This window comes from Campylobacter sp. RM9328, from assembly GCF_012978615.1.
On record NZ_LIWF01000002.1, the window covers coordinates 134,962 to 155,711 of the forward strand.

22 protein-coding genes are annotated in these 20,750 nt (G+C 38.3%); 11 read left to right on the forward strand and 11 right to left on the reverse strand.

Going from position 1 to position 20,750, the window contains the following annotated elements; all coding sequences use genetic code 11:
* The first annotated feature begins 1 nt into the window (after window position 1).
* The 3 genes from CCAL9328_RS02220 to CCAL9328_RS02230 all read left to right on the forward strand — a co-directional run bounded on the left by CCAL9328_RS02220 (window position 2) and on the right by CCAL9328_RS02230 (window position 2,506).
* On the forward strand, window positions 2–661 hold the full coding sequence (locus CCAL9328_RS02220) for a molybdate ABC transporter permease subunit (protein ID WP_169999901.1): 660 nt from the start codon (window positions 2–4) through the stop codon (window positions 659–661).
* A 64-nt stretch (window positions 662–725) separates the two neighbouring features.
* Window positions 726–1,175, forward strand: coding sequence for an acetyl-CoA carboxylase biotin carboxyl carrier protein (gene accB / locus CCAL9328_RS02225; protein WP_169936857.1), 450 nt, complete (start codon window positions 726–728; stop codon window positions 1,173–1,175).
* Window positions 1,175–2,506, forward strand: coding sequence for an acetyl-CoA carboxylase biotin carboxylase subunit (locus CCAL9328_RS02230; protein WP_169936859.1), 1,332 nt, complete (start codon window positions 1,175–1,177; stop codon window positions 2,504–2,506). Before accB ends, CCAL9328_RS02230 begins: the two co-directional genes overlap by 1 nt.
* Window positions 2,507–2,549: 43 nt before the next feature.
* Here CCAL9328_RS02230 and CCAL9328_RS02235 read toward each other — a convergent pair whose 3' ends face one another.
* On the reverse strand, window positions 2,550–3,374 hold the full coding sequence (locus CCAL9328_RS02235; RefSeq protein WP_169972012.1) for a peptidyl-prolyl cis-trans isomerase: 825 nt from the start codon (window positions 3,372–3,374) through the stop codon (window positions 2,550–2,552).
* 76 nt (window positions 3,375–3,450) lie between these two features.
* On the opposite strand from CCAL9328_RS02235, the gene gltX reads away from it, so the two are divergent.
* From gltX to CCAL9328_RS02260, 5 genes are all read left to right on the forward strand, one after another.
* Entirely contained in the window at window positions 3,451–4,821 is a 1,371-nt protein-coding gene (gene gltX, locus CCAL9328_RS02240) for a glutamate--tRNA ligase (RefSeq protein ID WP_169936864.1), read from the forward strand.
* Window positions 4,822–4,830: 9 nt separating this feature from the next.
* Window positions 4,831–6,087 carry a malic enzyme-like NAD(P)-binding protein gene (locus CCAL9328_RS02245; RefSeq protein ID WP_169999902.1) on the forward strand — a complete coding sequence of 419 codons (1,257 nt, stop codon included), beginning with the start codon at window positions 4,831–4,833 and terminating at the stop codon, window positions 6,085–6,087.
* Window positions 6,088–6,139: 52 nt separating this feature from the next.
* On the forward strand, window positions 6,140–6,787 hold the full coding sequence (gene upp / locus CCAL9328_RS02250; RefSeq protein ID WP_169936868.1) for a uracil phosphoribosyltransferase: 648 nt from the start codon (window positions 6,140–6,142) through the stop codon (window positions 6,785–6,787).
* 160 nt (window positions 6,788–6,947) lie between these two features.
* The gene (locus tag CCAL9328_RS02255) at window positions 6,948–7,496 is read left to right on the forward strand and encodes an NAD(P)H-dependent oxidoreductase (protein ID WP_169936870.1); all 549 of its coding nucleotides are present in this window, start codon (window positions 6,948–6,950) and stop codon (window positions 7,494–7,496) included.
* Window positions 7,497–7,499: 3 nt separating this feature from the next.
* A complete protein-coding gene (locus tag CCAL9328_RS02260; protein WP_169936872.1) occupies window positions 7,500–8,174 on the forward strand; it encodes an MqnA/MqnD/SBP family protein in 675 nt (224 codons plus the stop codon).
* Between the two features lie 15 nt (window positions 8,175–8,189).
* On the opposite strand, the gene CCAL9328_RS02265 is transcribed toward CCAL9328_RS02260, so the two are convergent.
* The 9 genes from CCAL9328_RS02265 to CCAL9328_RS02305 all read right to left on the reverse strand — a co-directional run bounded on the left by CCAL9328_RS02265 (window position 8,190) and on the right by CCAL9328_RS02305 (window position 16,231).
* A complete protein-coding gene (locus CCAL9328_RS02265) occupies window positions 8,190–8,909 on the reverse strand; it encodes a thioredoxin domain-containing protein (protein WP_169972014.1) in 720 nt (239 codons plus the stop codon).
* 60 nt (window positions 8,910–8,969) lie between these two features.
* Window positions 8,970–10,790, reverse strand: coding sequence for a selenocysteine-specific translation elongation factor (gene selB, locus CCAL9328_RS02270; RefSeq protein ID WP_169999903.1), 1,821 nt, complete (start codon window positions 10,788–10,790; stop codon window positions 8,970–8,972).
* Window positions 10,787–12,112 carry an L-seryl-tRNA(Sec) selenium transferase gene (selA, locus tag CCAL9328_RS02275; RefSeq protein ID WP_169999904.1) on the reverse strand — a complete coding sequence of 442 codons (1,326 nt, stop codon included), beginning with the start codon at window positions 12,110–12,112 and terminating at the stop codon, window positions 10,787–10,789. The genes selB and selA overlap by 4 nt, the downstream gene beginning before the upstream one ends.
* 140 nt (window positions 12,113–12,252) lie before the next feature.
* Window positions 12,253–12,750 carry a redoxin domain-containing protein gene (locus tag CCAL9328_RS02280; RefSeq protein WP_169972016.1) on the reverse strand — a complete coding sequence of 166 codons (498 nt, stop codon included), beginning with the start codon at window positions 12,748–12,750 and terminating at the stop codon, window positions 12,253–12,255.
* Between the two features lie 16 nt (window positions 12,751–12,766).
* Complete coding sequence (modB, locus tag CCAL9328_RS02285) at window positions 12,767–13,450, reverse strand: molybdate ABC transporter permease subunit (protein WP_169972017.1); 684 nt, start codon at window positions 13,448–13,450, stop codon at window positions 12,767–12,769.
* The gene (locus tag CCAL9328_RS02290; protein WP_169999905.1) at window positions 13,443–14,309 is read right to left on the reverse strand and encodes a sulfate/molybdate ABC transporter ATP-binding protein; all 867 of its coding nucleotides are present in this window, start codon (window positions 14,307–14,309) and stop codon (window positions 13,443–13,445) included. The genes modB and CCAL9328_RS02290 overlap by 8 nt, the downstream gene beginning before the upstream one ends.
* Complete coding sequence (locus tag CCAL9328_RS02295) at window positions 14,306–14,695, reverse strand: TOBE domain-containing protein (RefSeq protein WP_169972019.1); 390 nt, start codon at window positions 14,693–14,695, stop codon at window positions 14,306–14,308. Before CCAL9328_RS02295 ends, CCAL9328_RS02290 begins: the two co-directional genes overlap by 4 nt.
* Window positions 14,692–15,444 carry a molybdate ABC transporter substrate-binding protein gene (gene modA / locus CCAL9328_RS02300; RefSeq protein ID WP_169999906.1) on the reverse strand — a complete coding sequence of 251 codons (753 nt, stop codon included), beginning with the start codon at window positions 15,442–15,444 and terminating at the stop codon, window positions 14,692–14,694. The genes CCAL9328_RS02295 and modA overlap by 4 nt, the downstream gene beginning before the upstream one ends.
* A gap of 1 nt (window position 15,445) precedes the next feature.
* The gene (locus CCAL9328_RS02305) at window positions 15,446–16,231 is read right to left on the reverse strand and encodes a TOBE domain-containing protein (protein ID WP_169936891.1); all 786 of its coding nucleotides are present in this window, start codon (window positions 16,229–16,231) and stop codon (window positions 15,446–15,448) included.
* Between the two features lie 158 nt (window positions 16,232–16,389).
* On the opposite strand from CCAL9328_RS02305, the gene CCAL9328_RS02310 reads away from it, so the two are divergent.
* Genes CCAL9328_RS02310 through CCAL9328_RS02320 form a run of 3 tightly spaced genes read left to right on the forward strand, consistent with a single transcriptional unit; the run spans window position 16,390 to window position 20,148 of the window.
* Entirely contained in the window at window positions 16,390–17,091 is a 702-nt protein-coding gene (locus CCAL9328_RS02310; RefSeq protein WP_169999907.1) for an MlaA family lipoprotein, read from the forward strand.
* A gap of 1 nt (window position 17,092) precedes the next feature.
* On the forward strand, window positions 17,093–17,689 hold the full coding sequence (locus CCAL9328_RS02315; RefSeq protein WP_169999908.1) for an MlaC/ttg2D family ABC transporter substrate-binding protein: 597 nt from the start codon (window positions 17,093–17,095) through the stop codon (window positions 17,687–17,689).
* A 5-nt stretch (window positions 17,690–17,694) separates the two neighbouring features.
* Window positions 17,695–20,148: an efflux RND transporter permease subunit gene (locus CCAL9328_RS02320; RefSeq protein ID WP_169999909.1), complete on the forward strand. Its 2,454-nt coding sequence runs from the start codon at window positions 17,695–17,697 to the stop codon at window positions 20,146–20,148.
* Here CCAL9328_RS02320 and CCAL9328_RS02325 read toward each other — a convergent pair.
* The gene (locus CCAL9328_RS02325) at window positions 20,145–20,720 is read right to left on the reverse strand and encodes a BON domain-containing protein (RefSeq protein WP_502707293.1); all 576 of its coding nucleotides are present in this window, start codon (window positions 20,718–20,720) and stop codon (window positions 20,145–20,147) included. The two genes, CCAL9328_RS02320 and CCAL9328_RS02325, sit on opposite strands and share 4 nt — an antisense overlap.
* Window positions 20,721–20,750 lie beyond the last annotated feature (30 nt).

The window sequence follows — 20,750 nt, forward strand, 5'->3', positions numbered from 1 at the left end:
TTTGAACGAGCTAAATTGGCTTATCCATCCGCTTATCTTAAGCACCAAAACGCTTGGGACAAGCTTTTTGCTTTTTATCCTTATAGGCACACCAATCGCTTATTTGTTGGCATTTTACAATGGTAAATTTAAAGCCTTTTTTGAAACGATAGTCATGTTTCCGCTTATTTTCCCTCCTATTGCAACTGGGTTTTTGCTGCTTTATCTACTTGGACGAAACGGGATCATCGGAAAAGCTCTAAATTTAGAGATCGCCTTTAGCTTTAATGCCCTTATCTTGGCTTCTTTTTTGGCTGGATTGCCGTTATTTGTAAAGCCCGTTGCAGCCGCACTTGAAAACTTTCCCAAAACTCTCATCGAAGCCGCACAAAGCCTTGGTAAAAACAGAGCCCAGATCGCCCTTTTTGTAATGTTTCCAAATATTTTTAAAAGCGTTTTAGCTGCTCTTATCTTAGCTCTTGCACGCGGACTTGGAGAGGTTGGCATAACGCTAATGCTAGGCGGAAACATTGTCGGTAAAACAGATACTGTTTCACTTGCGATATTTAACGCTGTGTATGACGGCGAGAATGAGCAAGCGTTAATCCTAAGCCTTATTTTGGTAATTTTAAGCATTATAATGTTTGGCATAATAAATTTTTTAAACAGCCGCCGAAAGTAATTTGGCTGTTTATTAGTAAAATTTTGATACAATATAAATTATTTAAAATTTTTAGGAGAATTTTATGAAAAAAGAAGACATCAAGGAATTGATTGAATTTTTCAACGAAATGGATATGAATAAGATCAAGATAAAAGATGGGGATTTCGAGATCGAACTTGAGAAATTTGCAGACTGCTGCGAACTACCTAAGCCAACCCCTGCTCCAATAGCTCCGGCTCCAACTCCGGTAAATGTTGTAGTAAGCTCTGAAGTAAAAACATCTAATACACCTAAAAATACGATAAATTCACCTATGGTAGGTACATTTTACGCAGCTCCAAGTCCAGGCGCAGCTCCATTTGTAAAAGTCGGACAAAGAGTTCGCAAAGGTGATGTCATCGGTATAATCGAAGCAATGAAGATCATGAATGAGATAGAGGCTGAATTTGATTGTCAAATAACAGAAGCACTTGTTGCAGACGGACAGCCTGTCGAATTTGCTATGCCGTTATTTGGCGTGGAGAAGATTTAATGCAAATCAAAAAAGTTTTAATCGCAAACCGAGGCGAAATCGCACTCAGAGCTTTGCGAACGATAAAGGAGATGGGCAAAGAGGCGATCGTGGTTCACTCAACCGCCGATCAAGACGCACTTTATGTTAAATACGCAGATGCTTCAATTTGCATCGGTGCACCTCGATCAAGCGACAGCTATTTAAACATACCTGCGATTATTTCAGCTGCCGAAATTAGCGGAGCAGACGCGATATTTCCTGGATATGGCTTCTTAAGTGAAAACCAAAATTTCGTTGAAATTTGCTCACATCATAAAATAAAATTTATAGGACCAAGCGTTGAGGCTATGGCCTTAATGAGTGATAAAAGTAAAGCAAAACAGATGATGCAACGCGCAGGCGTGCCTGTTATCCCTGGATCTGACGGTGCTATCAAAGATATAAAATTTGCCAAAGATTTAGCTAAAAAGATCGGTTATCCTGTTATACTAAAAGCAGCTGCGGGCGGTGGCGGTCGCGGAATGCGCGTGGTCGAAAAAGAAGAAGATCTTGAAAAGGCATTTTGGTCTGCCGAAAGCGAGGCAATGAGTGCATTTGGTGATGGAACGATGTATATGGAAAAATACATCCTAAATCCACGCCACATTGAAGTTCAGATCATCGGCGATAGCCATGGTAATGTCCTACACATCGGCGAGCGCGACTGCTCTATGCAACGCCGCCATCAAAAGCTAATAGAAGAAAGCCCCGCGATCTTACTTAGCGACGAGATACGAAAAAAACTTCACGAAACCGCCATTCGCGCAGCAAAAGCGATAGGATACGAGGGTGCGGGAACGTTTGAATTTTTAGTAGATAAAAATTTGGATTTTTACTTTATCGAAATGAACACACGCTTGCAAGTTGAACACTGCGTAAGTGAGATGGTAAGCGGACTTGATATTATTGAATGGATGATAAGAGTAGCGCAAGGCGAGGCACTACCTAGCCAAGACAGCATACAGTTAAGAGGTCATGCGATCGAATGCCGTATAACAGCCGAAGATCCAAACAGCTTTACTCCATGTCCAGGCAAGATCACAAAATACGTCTGCCCAGGTGGACGCAATGTGCGCATGGATAGTCATATCTATCAAGACTACTCTATACCGCCGTTTTATGACAGTATGATAGGCAAGCTTATAGTTTGGGATGAGGATAGAAATAGAGCCATCCATAAGATGAAAGTAGCGCTTGAGCAACTTGTTATCCAAGGGATAAAAACAACTCGTGATTTCCACATCGCAATGATGGATAACCCGGACTTCATAAACAACAACTACGACACAAACTATCTTTCAAGACATTAATATGTCACTTATGGGCTAAATTTGAATTTAGCCCATAAAAAATTTATCTGATTATATTGATTTTTGCTTTTGCGCGAAGTTTTTCAAAGTAGTCTTGCATAACTTTTTGTTGTTCAGACTCGTAGAGAGAGTTCATGATCTGCTCTTGAATTTGCTCAAAGCTTGGAGTGTATTCGCCGATTTTGTTTTCAACCAAAAACATGTCAAAGCCACCTTGTCTGGCTAAAATTTGAGTATATTGACCAACTTGTGTATTGGCGATTATTGCTGCTAAGCGCGGATCTATCCTTGAGTAATCAAAAGAAATTTTTTGTGCCTCTACGCCTTTTAGTGTCTTTTTGCTGCTTTGCTGATCTTGCAGTTGTTTTTCGCTATTTGCTCTAAATATCGTAACTTCTGCATTTTGAAATACGCTAAATTGATGTTTATTTGCCTCATAATACGCTCTTGCTTGCTCAGGTGTTAAATTTTTACCTACTTCAGAAGATATGCGCTTATAAAGCTTTTCTTGCAAAAGCTTCTTTTCTATATCATTTTTAAAGTCGCTATAGCTTATGCCTTCTGCGGCAAGTGAGTTTAAAAATTGTGAATTTGTCATTTTGTTTTGAGCGATAATAGCGTCGATTCTCTCTTTTATCTCAAATGCCGAGGCGCTAATTGATAAATTTTTTATCTCTGCTTGCTCCAAACGGTCTCTAATAAGTAAATTTAAAGCCTGTCTTTCATCGGTATTAAACTGCTCTTTTATATTATAAACTTCAAAGAGCGTTATCGGCTCGTTTTCTACGATAGCTGCGATACCGTTAACCATCTGCGCATTTAGGCAAATTCCACACACTAAAGAAGCAAAAATAGCTCTTTTAAACATGACAAAACCTTTGTTTAAGTAATTAATAAATATAATTTTATCCAATTATAACATAAAAATTTTTTAAGGTAAAACGATGATAGTTACTAGATTTGCGCCCTCTCCGACAGGGTATTTGCATATCGGTGGTCTTCGAACGGCGCTTTATAGTTATTTGTATGCCAGAGCTAACGGTGGTAAATTTTTACTTCGCATAGAAGATACCGACCTAAAACGCAACTCCGAAGAAGCAACGATCGCCATACGCGAGGCGTTTGACTGGTGTGGGCTTGATTATGACGGCGAGGTTACATATCAGTCAAAGCGCTTTGATGTATACAAGGAGTATGTTAAAAAGCTACTTGATGAAGGCAAGGCGTATAAATGCTATATGAGCAAGGAAGAACTTGATGAGCTACGCGCCCAGCAAGAAGCTCGTAAAGAACGCCCAAAATACGACAACCGCTACCGCGACTTTACAGGAACTCCACCCGCCGGAATTGAGCCTGTTATTCGCATAAAAGCTCCTATGGAGGGAGAAATAGTTATAAAAGACGGCATCAAAGGAGAGGTGAAATTTAAAGTCGAAGACATACTTGACGACTTTATCATCGCCAGAAGCGACGGCACGCCAACATATAATTTTACAGTTGTCATAGATGATGCTTTAATGGGTGTAACTCACGTTATACGCGGCGATGATCACCTTTCAAATACACCAAAACAAATCGTTCTTTACGACGCTCTTGGCTTTAAAAAACCGGAATTTTTACATGTAGCTATGATAAACGGAGAAGACGGCAAAAAACTAAGCAAGCGCCACGGTGCAACCGACGTAATGGAATACAAACGCATGGGTTATCTGCCTGAAGCGCTTTTAAATTTCCTTGTGCGTCTTGGTTGGAGTCACGGCGATGATGAAATTTTTAACATGGACGATATGCTTAAATTTTTCGATCCGCATGATATAAATAAATCATCAAGCACATATAACGCCCAAAAACTTGACTGGCTAAACGCGCATTATATTAAGACATTGCCTTACGAGCGCTTAGCTAAAGAAATGAAAGAATTTGGCGTTGATTTTAACTCTCACGCAAAAGGCGAATTGTTGCTAAACATCCTAAGAGAGCGTTCAAAAACCCTAATAGACATGTCAAAAGCGGCGAATTCTATCATAAATGCACCAACAGAATATGATCAAAAAGCTTATGATAAATTTATAACCGTGCAAACAAAAGAGATACTGGCTAAATTTAGTGAAATTTTGACATTAAATTTAGACGCAAAAGGCTATGAAACGCTAACAAACGAGTTCTTGCAAGCTAACGAGGTAAAACTAAAAGACCTAGCACAAGCACTTAGAGTGGCACTAACAGGTAATAGCGTGAGTCCCGGTATATTTGAAGTATTAGAAGTGCTTGGAAGTACCGAAACAAAAAACAGAATAACAAAAATTTTAAATTAAGGAGAAAAAATGAGTAAAGTTACAAAAGAAGAAGCATTAGCATACCACTTAGGCGGTAAGATCGCTATTAGCGTTAAGACACCTTGCGAAAGCGCACGCGATCTATCTATGGCATACACACCGGGTGTTGCCGAGCCATGCCGCGAGATAGAAGCTGATAACGAATTAGCTTACAAATACACAAACAAAGGCAACCTTGTAGCCGTTATCACAGACGGAACAGCAGTTCTTGGTCTTGGTGACATAGGAGCAGTAGCAGGCAAGCCTGTAATGGAAGGTAAAGCTGTTTTATTTAAAAAATTTGCAAATGTCGATGCTTTTGATATCGAGCTTGATGAAAACGATCCGGATAAAATCGTCGAGATTTGTAAAGCACTTTCACCGACATTTGGCGGTATAAATTTAGAAGACATTCGCGCTCCAAAATGTTTTGAGATAGAGCGTAAACTTCAAGAAGCGGTTGATATCCCTGTAATGCACGACGATCAACACGGAACCGCGATGATAACAAGTGCAGGCATGATAAATGCTATGGAAATTTCAGGCAAAGATATTTCTAAAATCAAGATCGTAGTTAGCGGTGCCGGAGCCGCAGGAATAGCTTGCGCTAAAATGTATAAAGCTCTTGGCGCAAAGCATATCGTAATGTGTGATAGCAAGGGTGTTATCCATAGCGAAAGAACCGATCTAACTCCTGAAAAGATAGAGTTTGCACTAAAAACTGACGACAGAACACTTGCGGATGCAATGAGAGGCGCTGATATGTTTTTAGGTCTATCAAAACCGGGCGTACTTACAAAAGAGATGGTTGCCTCTATGAATGCAGAGCCGATAATATTTGCTCTTGCCAACCCTACTCCTGAAATTTTCCCTGAAGAAGTTGCAGAGGTTAGAAGTGATGTCATGATGGGAACAGGAAGAAGCGACTATCCAAACCAAGTAAACAATGTCCTTGGCTTTCCATTTATCTTCCGTGGCGCGCTTGACGTGAGAGCTAAAAAGATCACCGAAAACATGAAAATGGCAGCCGCAAAAGCACTTGCTAATCTAGCAAAAGAGCCTGTTCCTGCTGATGTTTGCGCTGCATTTGGTGTAAAAGAGCTAAAATTTGGTAAAGACTACATCATACCAAAACCTTTTGATAAGCGCGTTTTAACAGCCGTTGCTCCAGCAGTAGCACAAGCTGCCGTAAATGACGGAGTAGCAAGAGTTAAAGACTTTGACGTAAAAGCTTATACTAAAAAACTTGCAGAAGGTATATTTTAATGTAAATTTTACGGGGCGTAAAAGCTCCGTAAAAACCAAATAAGGAAAGCAAATGGCTCATCAAATAGATAAAAATAACATCAAACTTATATCTCACCCGCTAATCGAGCACAAACTATCAATATTACGAGATAAAAAAACTGAACCATTTCAATTTCGTATGATAGTTGATGAGATTAGCCACCTAATGATCTTTGAAGCAACAAGAGATCTTGCTTTACGCGAGATCGAGGTGCAAACACCGGTTGCAAAAACAAAAGCTAAAAAACTAGCCACTAAGATCATGATATGCCCTATCTTGCGTGCAGCACTTGGCATGCTTGATAGCGTATTTACCATCATCCCGGATGCTGCGGTAGGTTTTTTGGGATTTCAAAGAAACGAAGAAACCGCGCAAGCCGAATTCTTCTACGCAAAGCTTCCGCCTGACGCATCTTCACGCATGGCTATTATCATAGATCCGATGTTTGCCACAGGTGGCACAGCGATAGATGCTGTCAAATTTCTAAAAGATAAGGGTGTAAAAAATATAAAATTTATATCCATCATAGCGGCTCCCGAGGGCTTAGCTCGTTTTAATGAAATTTATCCTGACGTCGAGGTTTATACGGCTGCAATTGACGAGAGATTAAACGAGAAAAACTACATAGTTCCTGGGCTTGGCGATGCCGGAGATAGAGTATTTAACACACTTTCGTAATTAAAAATTTAAAGCTTTTCGTTTTTTATAAATCAGAAAGCTTTAAATTTACAAACTCAATATCTTACTAAAACCTACCAAATATTACCAACCGCTCGAATTTAAGGTGTTTAAGTTTAAATTCACTGTATAATTACTAAAATCACAAAAGGAGAGTGCAATGAAAACACTTATCATAGCTTCACACCCGTATTTTGAAAATTCAAAAGCCAATAAATTTCTACTAAATGCAGCAAAAGAGGTGCCTGACGTAAAAATTCGTCATCTTGAGGATATCTACGGCACTAATACCAGAAATTTTGATGTTGCCCTTGAGCACTCTTTAATAGAGGAAGCGGATCGTATTGTGCTTCAGTTTCCTATGTTTTGGTTTAGTGTTCCGCCTCTTTTAAAAGCATATATTGACGAAATTTTCACTCACGGCTGGGCTTATGGTTCTGACGGCAACGCTCTTGTAGGCAAAGAGCTTCAAATCGTCGTAAGCACGGGAAGTTCGATAGACAAATACTCAAGAGAAGGCAGCATAAAACACTCGGTAGAAGAAATTTTATTACCTCTTAACCTAACCGCGAATTACTGCGGCATGGTGTTTAATAAAGTCTTTATCGTCGATGATGTTTTATCGAATATAGATAGTGAGAAATTTGGATTTTTAGCGCAAAAATACATAAAACTACTCAAAAATGAAATAGACGAAGAGGAAGAGTAGAATTTGATATTTGGCAAGATCGACTATCTTAATTTACTACCATTTCATGTCTTTTTAAAACGTAGCCCGCTTAAGAGCTACGTAAAAAAAAGTATAGAATTTAAAAAAGGTGTGCCAAGTAAGCTAAACTTGGCACTTCGTAAGAACCGCATAGATGCAGCTGTGATCTCAAGCGTAGAGAGCCGAAGAAAAATTTATAAAAAACTAGACCTAGGCATAGTTGCCAAAAATGATGTTAAAAGCGTTTTAGTGCGCAAAAATAGCACCTCAAGCCTTGACAATGCCAGTGCTAGCTCAAACATGCTAAGTAAGGTTTTAGGACTACAAGGCGAGGTAATCATAGGGGATCGTGCACTAAAAGCCTATCTAAACGAAGGTGAAGATAAATTTCACGACATGGCTAGCGCATGGCACAAAAAGACCAACCTGCCGTTTGTATTTGCTCGTTTTTGCTATAGAAAAGATGGCAAGATGTATGAAAAACTTACCAAGAATTTCTTACGCCAAAAGGTTAAAATTCCAAACTATATATTAGCCCAATATGCAAAAACAAGAGAAATTAGCCAAAACGATATAAAGTGGTATTTAAATTTTATAAGTTATAAGATCGGCGCAAAAGAGAAAAAAGCTCTTTTTATCTTTTTAAATCGCGCCGCAAAATTAAATTTCAAGCCTTAAAACAAGGCTTGAGTGTTATTTTTTAGTAAGTGCTGCTTCGTCTATATAAAACGGAACGCTTCTAAGTCCTGCACTTAAGTATTTTTTCCTTAGTTCGTCCATTTTTGCAATCTGCTCGTCAGTTACGCTTTTTGCAGGAACTTCAAATTTTTCGGCGAAGTATTTTCTTAGGATTTTAACCTTTTCGCTATCGCTTTTTGCTGTTTTTGTATCCTTATAAGCTAGATAACTTTTCTCAAGCGCGCTTCTATCATGCACAGGAGTTAGGATGATTTTTAAATTTTCTTTTTCAAGGACTTTCTCTATATTTGCAAGCTCATTTCTGCAGTAAGGGCACTCAGGATCACTAAATACAACCTTTGTAGGCTTTTTGCTATCGTTGCCGATTTTTATGATATTTTCGCTCTTTTCAGAGTTATAAACTTCAGCAAGTTTGCCAACTAGCATCTTCTCTTTAAAGTCGTTTTTATAGCTTTTACCTGTCTTTAGGTCAAGAACGTCGGGCAAAAGCAGATCGCCTTGAGTAAACACTATCTCATTTTCGCTTACTTTTCCGTCGCTTAGTTTTATAATAACGCCTTCAAAGTCGGGGTGATTTTCAAGCTTTTCGCGAGAAACTATCTCAGCGCTTACTCCTTGTGGGATGATTTGGTTGTAAAAACCTAAAATTTGATCATTTGTAACAGCAAACATCGAACTTGCCGCAATAACGCTTGTAAGTATTATCTTTTTCATTTCTATCCTTAAAATTGATTTCTTGCGATTATATAAAAATATTTTCAAACAATAGTTAAATCATGACTTTAACATGCGGTTCATGCCATCTTTTATGATATCGTTTGAACGATCAAGATGTTCAAGATATGCGATGATGTATTTTCTGCTTAGTCCTAGCCTATCTTTTGCATTTTGAACATTAACAAGACCTTGCTCTTTGATTATATCTCTAAGTTTAACCTCAGCTTCTTCAAGTGCTTTTGTTGTGACAAAAAGATTATGCGCCAAACGTGCAACACAACCTTGCGAGGTCAGTTTTTTTAAGGCGTTATCACCGCTTACTCTATCGACTTCAAGCTCATCGTAAATATTATAAGGAGCATCGGGAGCAAGCTTGGCGCTATCTAAAATTTTATAAATTTCATCCTCTAGCCTGACTTTTAACTCACTAAGATCAACTCCTGTTTTTGTATAAACACCGTCATTTTTTGTTATAAGCCTAGCCTCTTCAAGCTCGTTTAAAGCCGTAACCACGAGCTTCTCGCTCGCCCAACCGAGCTTAAGCGATATACTAGCCGGAGAAAATATCGCAAATTGGTTTTTCTCAAGGATAAATTTTGTAAAGCCTTTTACACGCTCTATTGCCGATATATCATAGATATTTAACATAGCCTCATCGACAAATGCGTTTTTTAAACTCTTTGCGATATTTATCGCCTCTTCGTGTGTTAGTCCAAAGCGCTGAAATGCGCTTATGATACCAAAGCCGTTTTTATGCGTATCTTTTAAAATTTCAAATGCGGTTTTAAAGTCAAATTTATTTAAAGCATTTAAAAAGAGAACTTTACCTTGCTTTTTCATAGGCTCGCTGATAGGGTTTAACACACGTCCACCACCTATAACACGCGCATTTGCTATCAAAACAAACGGCTCATTAAATTTCAAAAACATCTCTTTATCAAATTTAAATGTAGCAAATATACTTCCGTTTTCTTTACTTAAGATAAGTGCTTTTGCGGCGCATTGTTTGCTTCCTACGCAAAAAGTTACATTTTCATTATGCGATAAATTTTCGCTAAAAACTACAGCATCTGCCTCTAAAAATCCTCTAAAAAAGCCCTTTTTGCTTAACAACTGTCCCTTTTTAAGCTCACTTAGCTCTGCACCCGTTAAATTTAACGCCACACGGTTGCTAGCTTGCGCACTCTCTACAAAGCTATCATGCACTTGCACACTTCTTACCGTAAGCTCTTTGCCAAGATCGTAGTTAAAGACTTTTTCATTCTTACGCACGCTTCCTTCGATAACACTTCCTGTTACAACAGACCCAACGCCTTTTATACTAAAAACACGGTCTATATAGTAGCGAAAAACACCGTCTACGGGGCGAATTTTTGGCTTTATGTTAAAGAGATAATTTCTAAGTTCATTTATGCTATTTTCATCTTTTATGCTTGTGTGAAAAACTTCAAGAATTTGTAAATTTTTAAACCCGGCTATATACTCATGAATTTCATGTTCACGTTCCAAAAGCTCGGTCCTACTTACAAGATCACTCTTGCTAATTGCAACAACAATGGAATTTACGCCAAGTAAATTTAAGACATTTATGTGTTCTTTGGTTTGCGGCATTATACCGTCATTCGCAGCTACTACAAGCAAGCACGCATCAAAGCCAAACGCACCACTTATCATGGTTTTAACCAAGTTTTCGTGTCCCGGAACATCGATAAAAGCGATATTTTCATCGCCTCTTTTTAAATTTGAAAAGCTGAGATCTATCGTGATACCTCGCTCTTTTTCTTGCTTCATTCTATCGCCTTCAAAGCCGTTTAAAGCCTTGATGAGAGCTGTTTTACCGTGGTCAATATGTCCTGCGGTGCCGATTATCACGCTCATTTTGCTACCTCGTTTATTATTTTGATTAGTCTATTAACATCCTTATCTAAAACACTTCTAAGATCAAGTATAAATTTATCATTTTCTATACGTCCTATCACGCGTTTAGCACGAAATTTAGCCTCATTTTGCATGGCATCACCCTCAAAACACAAAGCAACGCTAGGTATGTTTTTATTTGGCATAGTTCCGCCGCCCACAAAGGTACTTGTGTGATAAATTTCAAGCTCTTTTTTCAAGCTTTTATTTATAACATTTGCTAAAATTTCAAGCTCATGAGTGCTTTTATAAAGTTGATTTACGGTAGGGATTAGGGTAAATTCTTTATTTATATAAGCCTTTATGCTTTCACAAAGCAAAGAGATGATGACTTTATCCACGCGAAGCATTCTTAAAAGCTGGTTTTTACGAAGTTTTGCGATAAGCTCCTTTTTACCCAAGATCACGCCGCACTGAACTGAGCCAAAAAGCTTATCCCCGCTAAAGCTCACAAGACTAACTCCGCTTTGCAAGACCTTACTCACATTTGGTTCGTTTTTGCCAAGATTATAAGGCAGCTCGCCCACATATCCACTTCCAAGATCGTAATAATCAAGCAAATTTTTCTCGCGTGCAATCCTAGCTATCTCATCTATGCCAACATCTTCGCTAAAACCCACTATATCAAAATTTGAGCGATGGACTTTTAAAAGCATTTTTGTGTTTTCGTTTAAGGCATTTTCATAATCACTCAGCTTTGTTTTGTTTGTAGTGCCGATCTCTTTTAGGCTAGTTCCAGAAGCGCTCATCACGTCAGGCACTCTAAAACTTCCGCCTATCTCTACTAATTCACCTCTGCTAACTACCGTTTCGCCACCCTTTGCAAACGTGTTAAGCACCAAAAAAACAGCACTCGCGTTGTTATTTACTATAAGCGCGTCTTCGCTGTTAAAAAGCGCCGATAAAAGGCGACTTATGTGGTCGTAGCGGTTGCCTCTTTTGCCTAAATTTAAGTTATATTCCAAGCTTGAATAAGAGCAAACAAGCTCTTTTGCCCGGTCGTAAATTTGCTCATCTATAACGCTTCTTCCTAAATTTGTATGTATAACGACACCTGTTGCGTTTATAACGCCTACAAAGCCGCTTTGTTCGTATTCGCGGTATTTTTGTGCTATTTTTTCGATTATCTCATCTTTACTTAGACAAGACGAAGTCTGCCTTAAAAGTTCCCTTTGTTCATTTAAAATTTCTCTTGAAATTTCACTTAGTATCGGTTTTACGGCGTCATGAAAGCGCTCTAAATTTAATATCTTATCAACTTGTGGCAGATTTTGAAAGCTCATATTGTTCTCCAAGCAATTTTGTTTTACTTTTTATATTTTAACACAAAATTTTTACATTTGAATTTACTTTACCTGCTTGGAGTATTTGGCTTTACAACAAACAACGACGACGGTTATAAAGCCAAATTTATAAGAAGCTATTAGCGGTTTAAATTTTTGATGAACTCAAGAGTTGTTTGTGCGTCGTTTGCGACGTCTGTTACGATTTTTTGACTTATTATCTCGCCATTTTTTATAACAAAAGTTTGGCGAAAGTAAAATTTCTTACCATCAGGAGTGTAGAAGCTTTTAAGTCCTAAAGCCTCCTCTAGCATGAAATTTTCATCGTTTAAAAACAGATAACTAGCCTCTATCTCGCTCTTAAATTTAGCCTGTTCGTCTGCGCCGTGTGTTCCGATGCCGATAAGACTAAAGCCTAAAAGCTCAAATTCATCCTTCAAGCACTCATACGCCTTGCCCTGAGGTGTGCAGCCCACAAGTCCGTTTGTGTTTTTATACTCCTCTTCAAGAGCCTTGCCACTTTGACCCATTTTTGGATAAAAGATCAAAACACAATCGTTTAGCTCGCAGAATCTAGAAAGCTCAAATTCTTGATTTTGGTGAGTTTTTAGCGTAATGTTTTGTGGAAATTTACTCATACCTATCCTTTAAATTTTAACCATTATAGCCTATTTTAGCGTGTTTTGCATTTAAATAATAAACCATAAAAAGCACACAAAAACTAACAGCCAACATGAGCGCGGCGTATACATGCGCCTTTGTATAATCAAGCATTTCAACCGCCTCAAATATCGCTATACTAGCGACCTTTGTTTCACCCTGCACGCTTCCACCGATAAGCAAAACCACGCCAAACTCGCCCATCGTATGCGCAAAGCTAACCACGATAGCTGTTAGTAAATTTGGCTTTATATTTGGCAAAGCCACATGAAAAAGCGTTGAAATTTTACCCTTGCCAAGGGAGTAACTTGCCTCAAAAAGACTAGGCTTTAAGCTGTTAAAGCCTGCATAAAGCGGCGAAAACATAAACGGAAGCGAGTAGATACAGCTAGCAACAACAAGCCCCGTGAAATTAAACACAAGCCTAACATCAAAAATACGCTCGATAAAGCCTCCAAGCGGAGAATAAGGCGATAAAAATATCAAAAGATAAAAGCCAAGCACACTTGGCGGAAGCACTAGCGGAAGCGATACAAGTCCTTCTAAGAGCGGTTTTGTTTTAAATTTAACCCTGCTCATCACATAAGAGAGTGGAAGCGTGATAAAAAAGAGGATGATAGTCGAAACAAAGGCTAGTTTAAGCGATAGAACAAACGGCTCAAAATCGATATCAAACATCTTTTACCTTTTTTAAATTTATACCAAAAGCCTTCGCGCTTACGATAACCTCATCAGCGACTTTTAAATTTAATGCCTCTGCGTCACTTAAAACCACTTCGCAAAGCTGTCCTGCGACCAAAACCAAAACCACGAATATCGCATCTTGACGCTTTATATCCAAAACTTTACCACTAAATGCAAATTTTTGCGAACCGCTTTGTCTTAAAAATATTTCCGCACTGCTTCCGCTTGAGATGATTTTGCCCTTTTCAAGCACGAAAACTTTCGAGCAAAGCTTGTAAATTTCGCCCACGTCATGACTTACAAGCACCACGCTCATGCCAAATTCCTCGTGAAATTTCAACAAATAATCCTGAAGCTTTACTCGCATATCGTTATCAAGCGCACTTAATGGCTCGTCAAGCAGTAAAATTTCAGGCTCTCTCATAACGGCACGAGCCAGAGCTACGCGTTGTTTTTGTCCGCCCGAAAGCGAAGAGATGGAGGCATTTTCAAGCCCTTTAAGCTCGCAAATTTCTAAAAGTTTGCTAGCTAAAGCGTGGTCGTTTTTAGCAAAAAGTAGATTTTTAACTACATTCATATTGTCAAAAAGCGCGTAGTCTTGAAACAAAAAGCCGATATTTCTCTTTTGAGCAACCAAATTTATATCCCCATCAAAGAACGTCCGACCCCCGACCTTGATAAAGCCGCTATCTGGCGTTTCAAACCCTGCAAGCATACGCAATATCGTGGTCTTACCGCTTCCGCTTTTGCCATAAAGTGCGACAAATTCGCCCTTTTGTATGTTTAAATTTACATCCAGCAAGAACTTTCCATTTGCACCGTTAAGCTCCTTTTTACACGAAATTTCTATCATATTACCTCGCTTATATGAAGTGAGGTTGACTTAACATAGGCAAAAACTCGCTCACCAACCTTTAAATTTAGATCTTTACAAGAGCCGGCGGTAATGATACTTTCAAACTCAAATTCATCAAATTTCAAATGAATCGCGCTTAAGATTTCTCCCGCTGAAATTTTAGTGACAAGGGCTGGAATTTTGTTTTTAACCGAACAAGCTTCAAGCTCTTTTGTGGCGATTATCACGTCAGAACTCTTAAAATTTAACATCACATCCCTACCCTCAAAAACTCCATCTATCCTATCAAGAGAGAGCATAAAAAGATAAATTTGAGCTGCTTGAAATTTATACAGACTAACTCCATTTTTGGTTGTTATGTTTAAAATTTTAGCTTTTATCATTTCTTTGGCACGTTATAACCGAATTTCTTAAAGATATCCGCACCGTTCTTGCTTAACACAAAGTCGTAAAAAGCCCTTGCTTCGTCGTTATTTTCGGCACGCTTAGTTATAACGATGCCTTGGTCGATCGGCGTATATAAAGACGGATCAACAAAAGCGTAGTTTACGCCCTCTTTATACTTTGACATCTTTACATCATAAAGCGCGCTAGCCGCGATAAAACCGACATCGGCAGCACTAAGTGCTTGAGAAAGAGTTTCTGAAATTTTTTGTGTGTAGACTATGCTTTTTTCTACCTTATCAAATAAATTTGCATTTTTTAAAGCCTCTATGCTCGCCTTGCCGTAAGGAGCGGTGTTTGGATTTGCTATAGAGATTGATTTTAGGTTGCTAAGCGCATTTAAACCCTTTGAGAAATCAACATCTCTAATGCTAAACATCGCTAAAGCACCTTGCGCGTAAACAACCGGTCTAGTCGCACTAAAACCGCTCTCATCAAGCTTTCTTGCAAAGTCCATATCTGCAGCCATGAACACATCGGCAGGAGCCGAGTTTTGTATCTGCGTTACAAGAGCTCCACTAGCCCCAAGTGTTACGCTGATCTTGGTTTTAGGATTTGCCTTGTTAAACTCGGCTATAAGCTCAGGAAAGGCATAAGTCGTATTTGCCGCAGCAAATACATTTACCTCACCGCCAAACAGCGCGCTTGCTAACACCGCACTAAGTGTTAATGAAGAGAGAAATTTCATTTTAAACTCCTATTATGATTTGTGATGATTTTATTACAGCATTAAATTCATCTCCGACACCTACCTTAAGCTCCATAGCACTATCTTTTGAGATGAGAGCGGTTATGGTTTGCCCCATCGAGATGTCCATAGTTATCTCGGCATTTACGGCTCCGATCTTAGCCGATACAACCTTGCCTTTTAGCAAATTCGTCTCACTTAGCTTTAGCTCATCATCAAGACTACAAAGCATGACCGAAGGCGCTTTAAATATAAAAATAACCCTCTTGCCGACCTTTAAATTTAAATTTTTCTCGCTTTCGCAAGTTATACTTGCATGTAGTTTTTTCCCGCTATTTAAGCGAGCTACGACCTCGGTGTTTACCGCACCTGTGTTTATCTCTACGATCTCGCAAGAAAGCTGGTTTCTAGCGCTAAGGCTCATACTCATGTGCCCTAGATTTACGATATCAAGCTCTTCTATATCCATGCTTTGGCAAATTTTGTTTAGATACTCTTTTTGAGTATTAAGCAGCGTTTCAAAAAGCTCGATCATCTTATGACCGTATTGACTTAACTCCGAGCCACTGTTTTTCTTCTTGCCGTCAGCACGGATAACTAGCGGCTTATGACTTTTGTTATTTATAACATCAAGGCTATCCCATGCGTTTTTGTATGAAATTCCAACCACCTGTGCAGCTTTTGTGATGCTTTTAGTATCGCGTATCGCCTTTAGCAGCTCAATATGCTTTGCTAAAATTTGAATGTCATTTCCCAAAAACAGCTCTAAACTAATATCTGCCCTCATAAATTCCCTTAAAAATAAATAATATATAAAAAAATAATTTAACAAGTATATTAAATAACACATATACTTTAGCTTAAACCCAAACAACGAAATTTAATTTTTTCAAAGTTATAAAAGAGTAAAATCAAAGGTTTTACATTTAATATCTAGGGCGTTTTATGAGATTTATTTTAGCTATTTTTTTTAGTGCTGCGTTACTTTTTGCAAATACAAATCAAAGCGAAACTGACGAATTTGATGTCGAATTTGGCACGCAAACAACGACATTTGACCCTCTTAGCGGATATAACCGTGTTATGACAAGCTTTAACGACTTTGTCTATGTAAACATGCTAACCCCGGCAGCCAGAGGCTATGCCTATGTCGTGCCAAAAACCACTAGAACGGTTATTTCAAATTTCTTTGATAACCTCATGTTTCCCATCCGTTTTGTAAATAATTTACTCCAATTTAAATTTAAAAATGCCGGCGAAGAGACGCTTAGGTTTTTAGCAAATACAATAATCGGCTTTGGCGGACTAACAGACAGCACAAAATACTACGGTCTTGAAAAACATGACGAGGACTTTGGACAAACACTTGGGACTTGGGGTATCGCGAGCGGTTTTCATGTGGTTTTACCGCTTCTTGGACCATCAAATTTAAGAGATATGGTAGGTATGGCGGGGGATTATTTTGCTAATCCTATAAGCTACATCGAAGATGACTGGACGGCTTTTGGTATCAAGACGTTTGCTTACTTTAATGAGTTTTCCCACGATCCTTTAGCCTATGAAAATCTCAAAAAAGACGCAGTCGAGCTATATCCGTTTTTGCGTGACGCATACGAACAAAGACGCGAACATCTAATAAAGGAATAAAATGAAATTTTATAAAATTTTACTTGGAATTTGTCTATTTTTAAACTCGGCTTTTGGAATTAACGAAAACGAGATAAAAGACGAAGTTATCAAAAAAACAAATTTAGCTATAGAGGTTTTAAAAAACAGCGAACTTGACAATGAAACAAAGTCAAAAGAGCTGTTTAAAATTTTTGATCCACTCTTTGACTATAAACAAATGGCAAAAATCAGCCTTGCAAAGCGCTATAACTCGTTAAGCAAAGAGGAGCAAGAGAAATTTAATATCGCTTTTGAGCAAAAACTTAAAAATTCATACATCGATAAACTCCTAAGCTACACAAACCAAGAGGTCATCATACAAGACGCGACAAGACCGCAACCCACAAGATATTGGCTAAATTCACAGCTCATAAGCGATGGTAAAACGTATGATTTCGTATATAAATTTTATGACGCAAAAGAACGTGGCTGGTTGATTTACGACCTTGATATCATCGGAGTTAGCGTCATACAAACTTACCGCAGTCAGTTTGGCGATATGCTTGATAATGCTGACTTTGAGACACTTTTAACAAAGCTAAATCAAGCAAATTTACCAAGCCAAGACGATAAATAGCATTAATGCGCCGAGTTTTTAAATTTATACTAAATTTCAACAAGCTTGTCATCGCCTCGGTGATGATAGCTTGTCTTGCGTTTGCGTATCTTAGCACCAAGCTTAGCATAGATGCTTCGGCCGAAACCCTGCTTATCGAAAACGATCCCGATCTTGACGCATGGCGTAAAATTTCACAGCGTTACATTTCGCCGAATTTCCTTGTCATCGCCTACACTCCAAAAACCGATCTTTTTGATAAACAAAATTTAGAGCTGATCAAAAATTTAAGCGACGAGCTAAAGCAAAACAGCATGATAGATGGAGTTTTATCCATACTTACCGTGCCATTACTTCAAAGCGTAGAGGGCGGTCTTAGCGGGATTTTAAAACACACGCCGACACTAGCGGATAAGGATATAAATTTAACCAAAGTAAAGCAAGAATTTCAAACAAGTCCGCTTTATAGTAAAAATTTAATCAGCCAAGACCTAAAAACAACCGCCATAGTTTTACATCTAAAAGACGATGAAAAATTTAACTCGCTTTTAGGCAAAAGAAATGATTTTTTAATAAAAGAAAAGGAAGTCGGTTTAAACCCAAAAGAACTTCAAGAATTTGAAAAGATAAAAGGCGAATTTAAAAGATACAGAGATGAGCTTCGTATCAAAGAGCATGAAAATTTAGAGCAGATAAAAGCAACGATAGCCAAATTTCACAGTGATGAGCACAAGTTATTTTTAGGCGGAGCAAACATGATCGCTGACGATATGATAAGCTTTGTGCGCTCAGACCTTTATATATACGGCATAAGTGTGGCGTTGCTACTAGCCTTTAGCCTATGGATGTTTTTTAGACAAATTCGCTGGGTTGTCTTACCTGTATTTATATGCGTCACAAGCGTTATCTTTACGACAGGTATATTTGGACTTTTTGGCTGGGAAGTAACTGTGATAAGCTCAAACTACGTTGCCCTTCAGCTTATTATAACCATATCGACTGTCATACACCTCATCGTAAGTTATAGGGAATTTTTCATAAAACATCCGAATTTTAGTCAAAAGCAGCTTGTGTATCTTACTTTAAGAGATAAATTTAGCCCATCTTTTTGGGCGATATTTACGACGATAGTCGGCTTTAGTTCGTTAATGAGTGCGGAGATAAAGCCTGTTATCATGCTTGGTGTGATGATGAGTTCCGGTATCGCCATCTCGCTTGTAGTCGCGTTTTTATTATTTGGCTCAGTTGTTGTAAATTTAAGCAAACTTCCTCCCGTTAGGACATTTGAAAACAAATTTCATCTTACAAAACAGTGTGCCTCTTTAGCCATAAACTCACGCAAAGCGGTATATCTTATATGTGCTTTTATCATTATTTTTGGAATTATAGGCATAAGCAAACTACGAGTAGAAAATAGCTTTATTGGGTATTTTAAAAAAGATACGCAGATATATCAAGGCATGGAAGTCATAGACACACAGCTTGGAGGCACGATACCCGTTGATGTTATAGTTACATTTAACGAAGCCAAAGAGGAGACAAAAAATGACGAAAAAGAGGAAAAAGACGAATTCGAAGATGAGTTTAGCCAGCAGGCAAATGATGCAAAATACTGGTTTAACAGCTATCACACGCGTATAGCCCAGAAGATACATGAACATTTGTTAGAACAAAATTTCATCGGACATGTAAGCTCTCTTGGAACTCTTATAAAAGTCATGAAAGACCTAAACAACGGCACTCTTGATGACTTTTTGCTGTCTGCGATGTATAGTGAGCTCCCTGATAAATACAAAAACATCCTGCTAAGCCCTTATGTTAATGTCGAGCACAACCAGCTTAGGTTTAGCATGAGAGTTGTTGATAGCGATAAAAATTTACACCGCGATGAATTTTTAAAAGAGCTTGAAAGCGGTGTTAAAGAGCTTGTTAAAAACGACAATGTAACAGTGCAAGTCGTTGGCATGATGGTGCTTTATAACAACATGCTTCAAAATTTAATAAGCTCGCAAGTGGATACATTTGCACTTACCATACTTTTACTATTTTTGGTATTTTGCTTTATATTTAAAAGCATAAAACTTGCAATGATAGCCATTACGGCAAATTTAATCCCCCTTTGCACGCTTTTTGGCGTAATGGGAACGCTTGGTGTACCGCTTGATGTCATGAGTATAACCATAGCGGCGATTAGTATCGGTATCGGCGTTGATGATATCATACACTACGTCCACCGTCTTCGCGAAGAACTAGTAACAAAGCCGATCATACAAAGCATAAAAGCAAGCCATGCAAGCATAGGATATGCGATGTATTACACCTCTTTTACGGTGTTTTTGGGCTTTAGCGTAATGACAACAAGCAACTTTATCCCGACTATTTATTTTGGTCTGCTAACAGACCTAGTGATGGCGTTTATGCTACTTGGGGCATTAGTGATACTACCAAGCCTTGTTATAAGCTTTAGCAAGAAAGGTTAGCGAGAAAGTTTTAAAAACGAATACACATCGGCAACTCCGTCGATGTGTTTTGCATACCAAATAGCGTGTTTTTCTTGCTCCACACTACTTACAACTCCACTAAATACGACATCGCAACCAACAACGCTAACTCTAACGTTTGTGCCCTCCACCACACTATCTTTAAATAAATTTGTCTTTAAATCACTAAAAATTTTAAGACTATCGCAGTTATATTTATCTTGTTTTATCTTTATATATGTGTAAATTTTATTTACGCCATCGGTGTTTTTAGCGATATTAATAAGCTTTTGTCTCATATTTTCATCAGCAACTACGCCGATGAGATAAACTTCGCCGTAAAAGCACTCGATCTCTATATCAACCACGCTAAGTCCGCTCGCAAATAAAATTTTACTTTGGATTTTACTTTGGATAAATTTATCTTTTGTTATGGAGGATATGTCGCGTTCATCTCGCGAGATAGAATATGCATCATATACGTTTAACACACCAGTAGCCGGCGTAAGCCCGCCAACACAGCCTGCAAATACAAAAACAAACAGACAAATCACAAACGGCTTAAATATCACACATCCTTATAATTTTTATCGATTTTAATA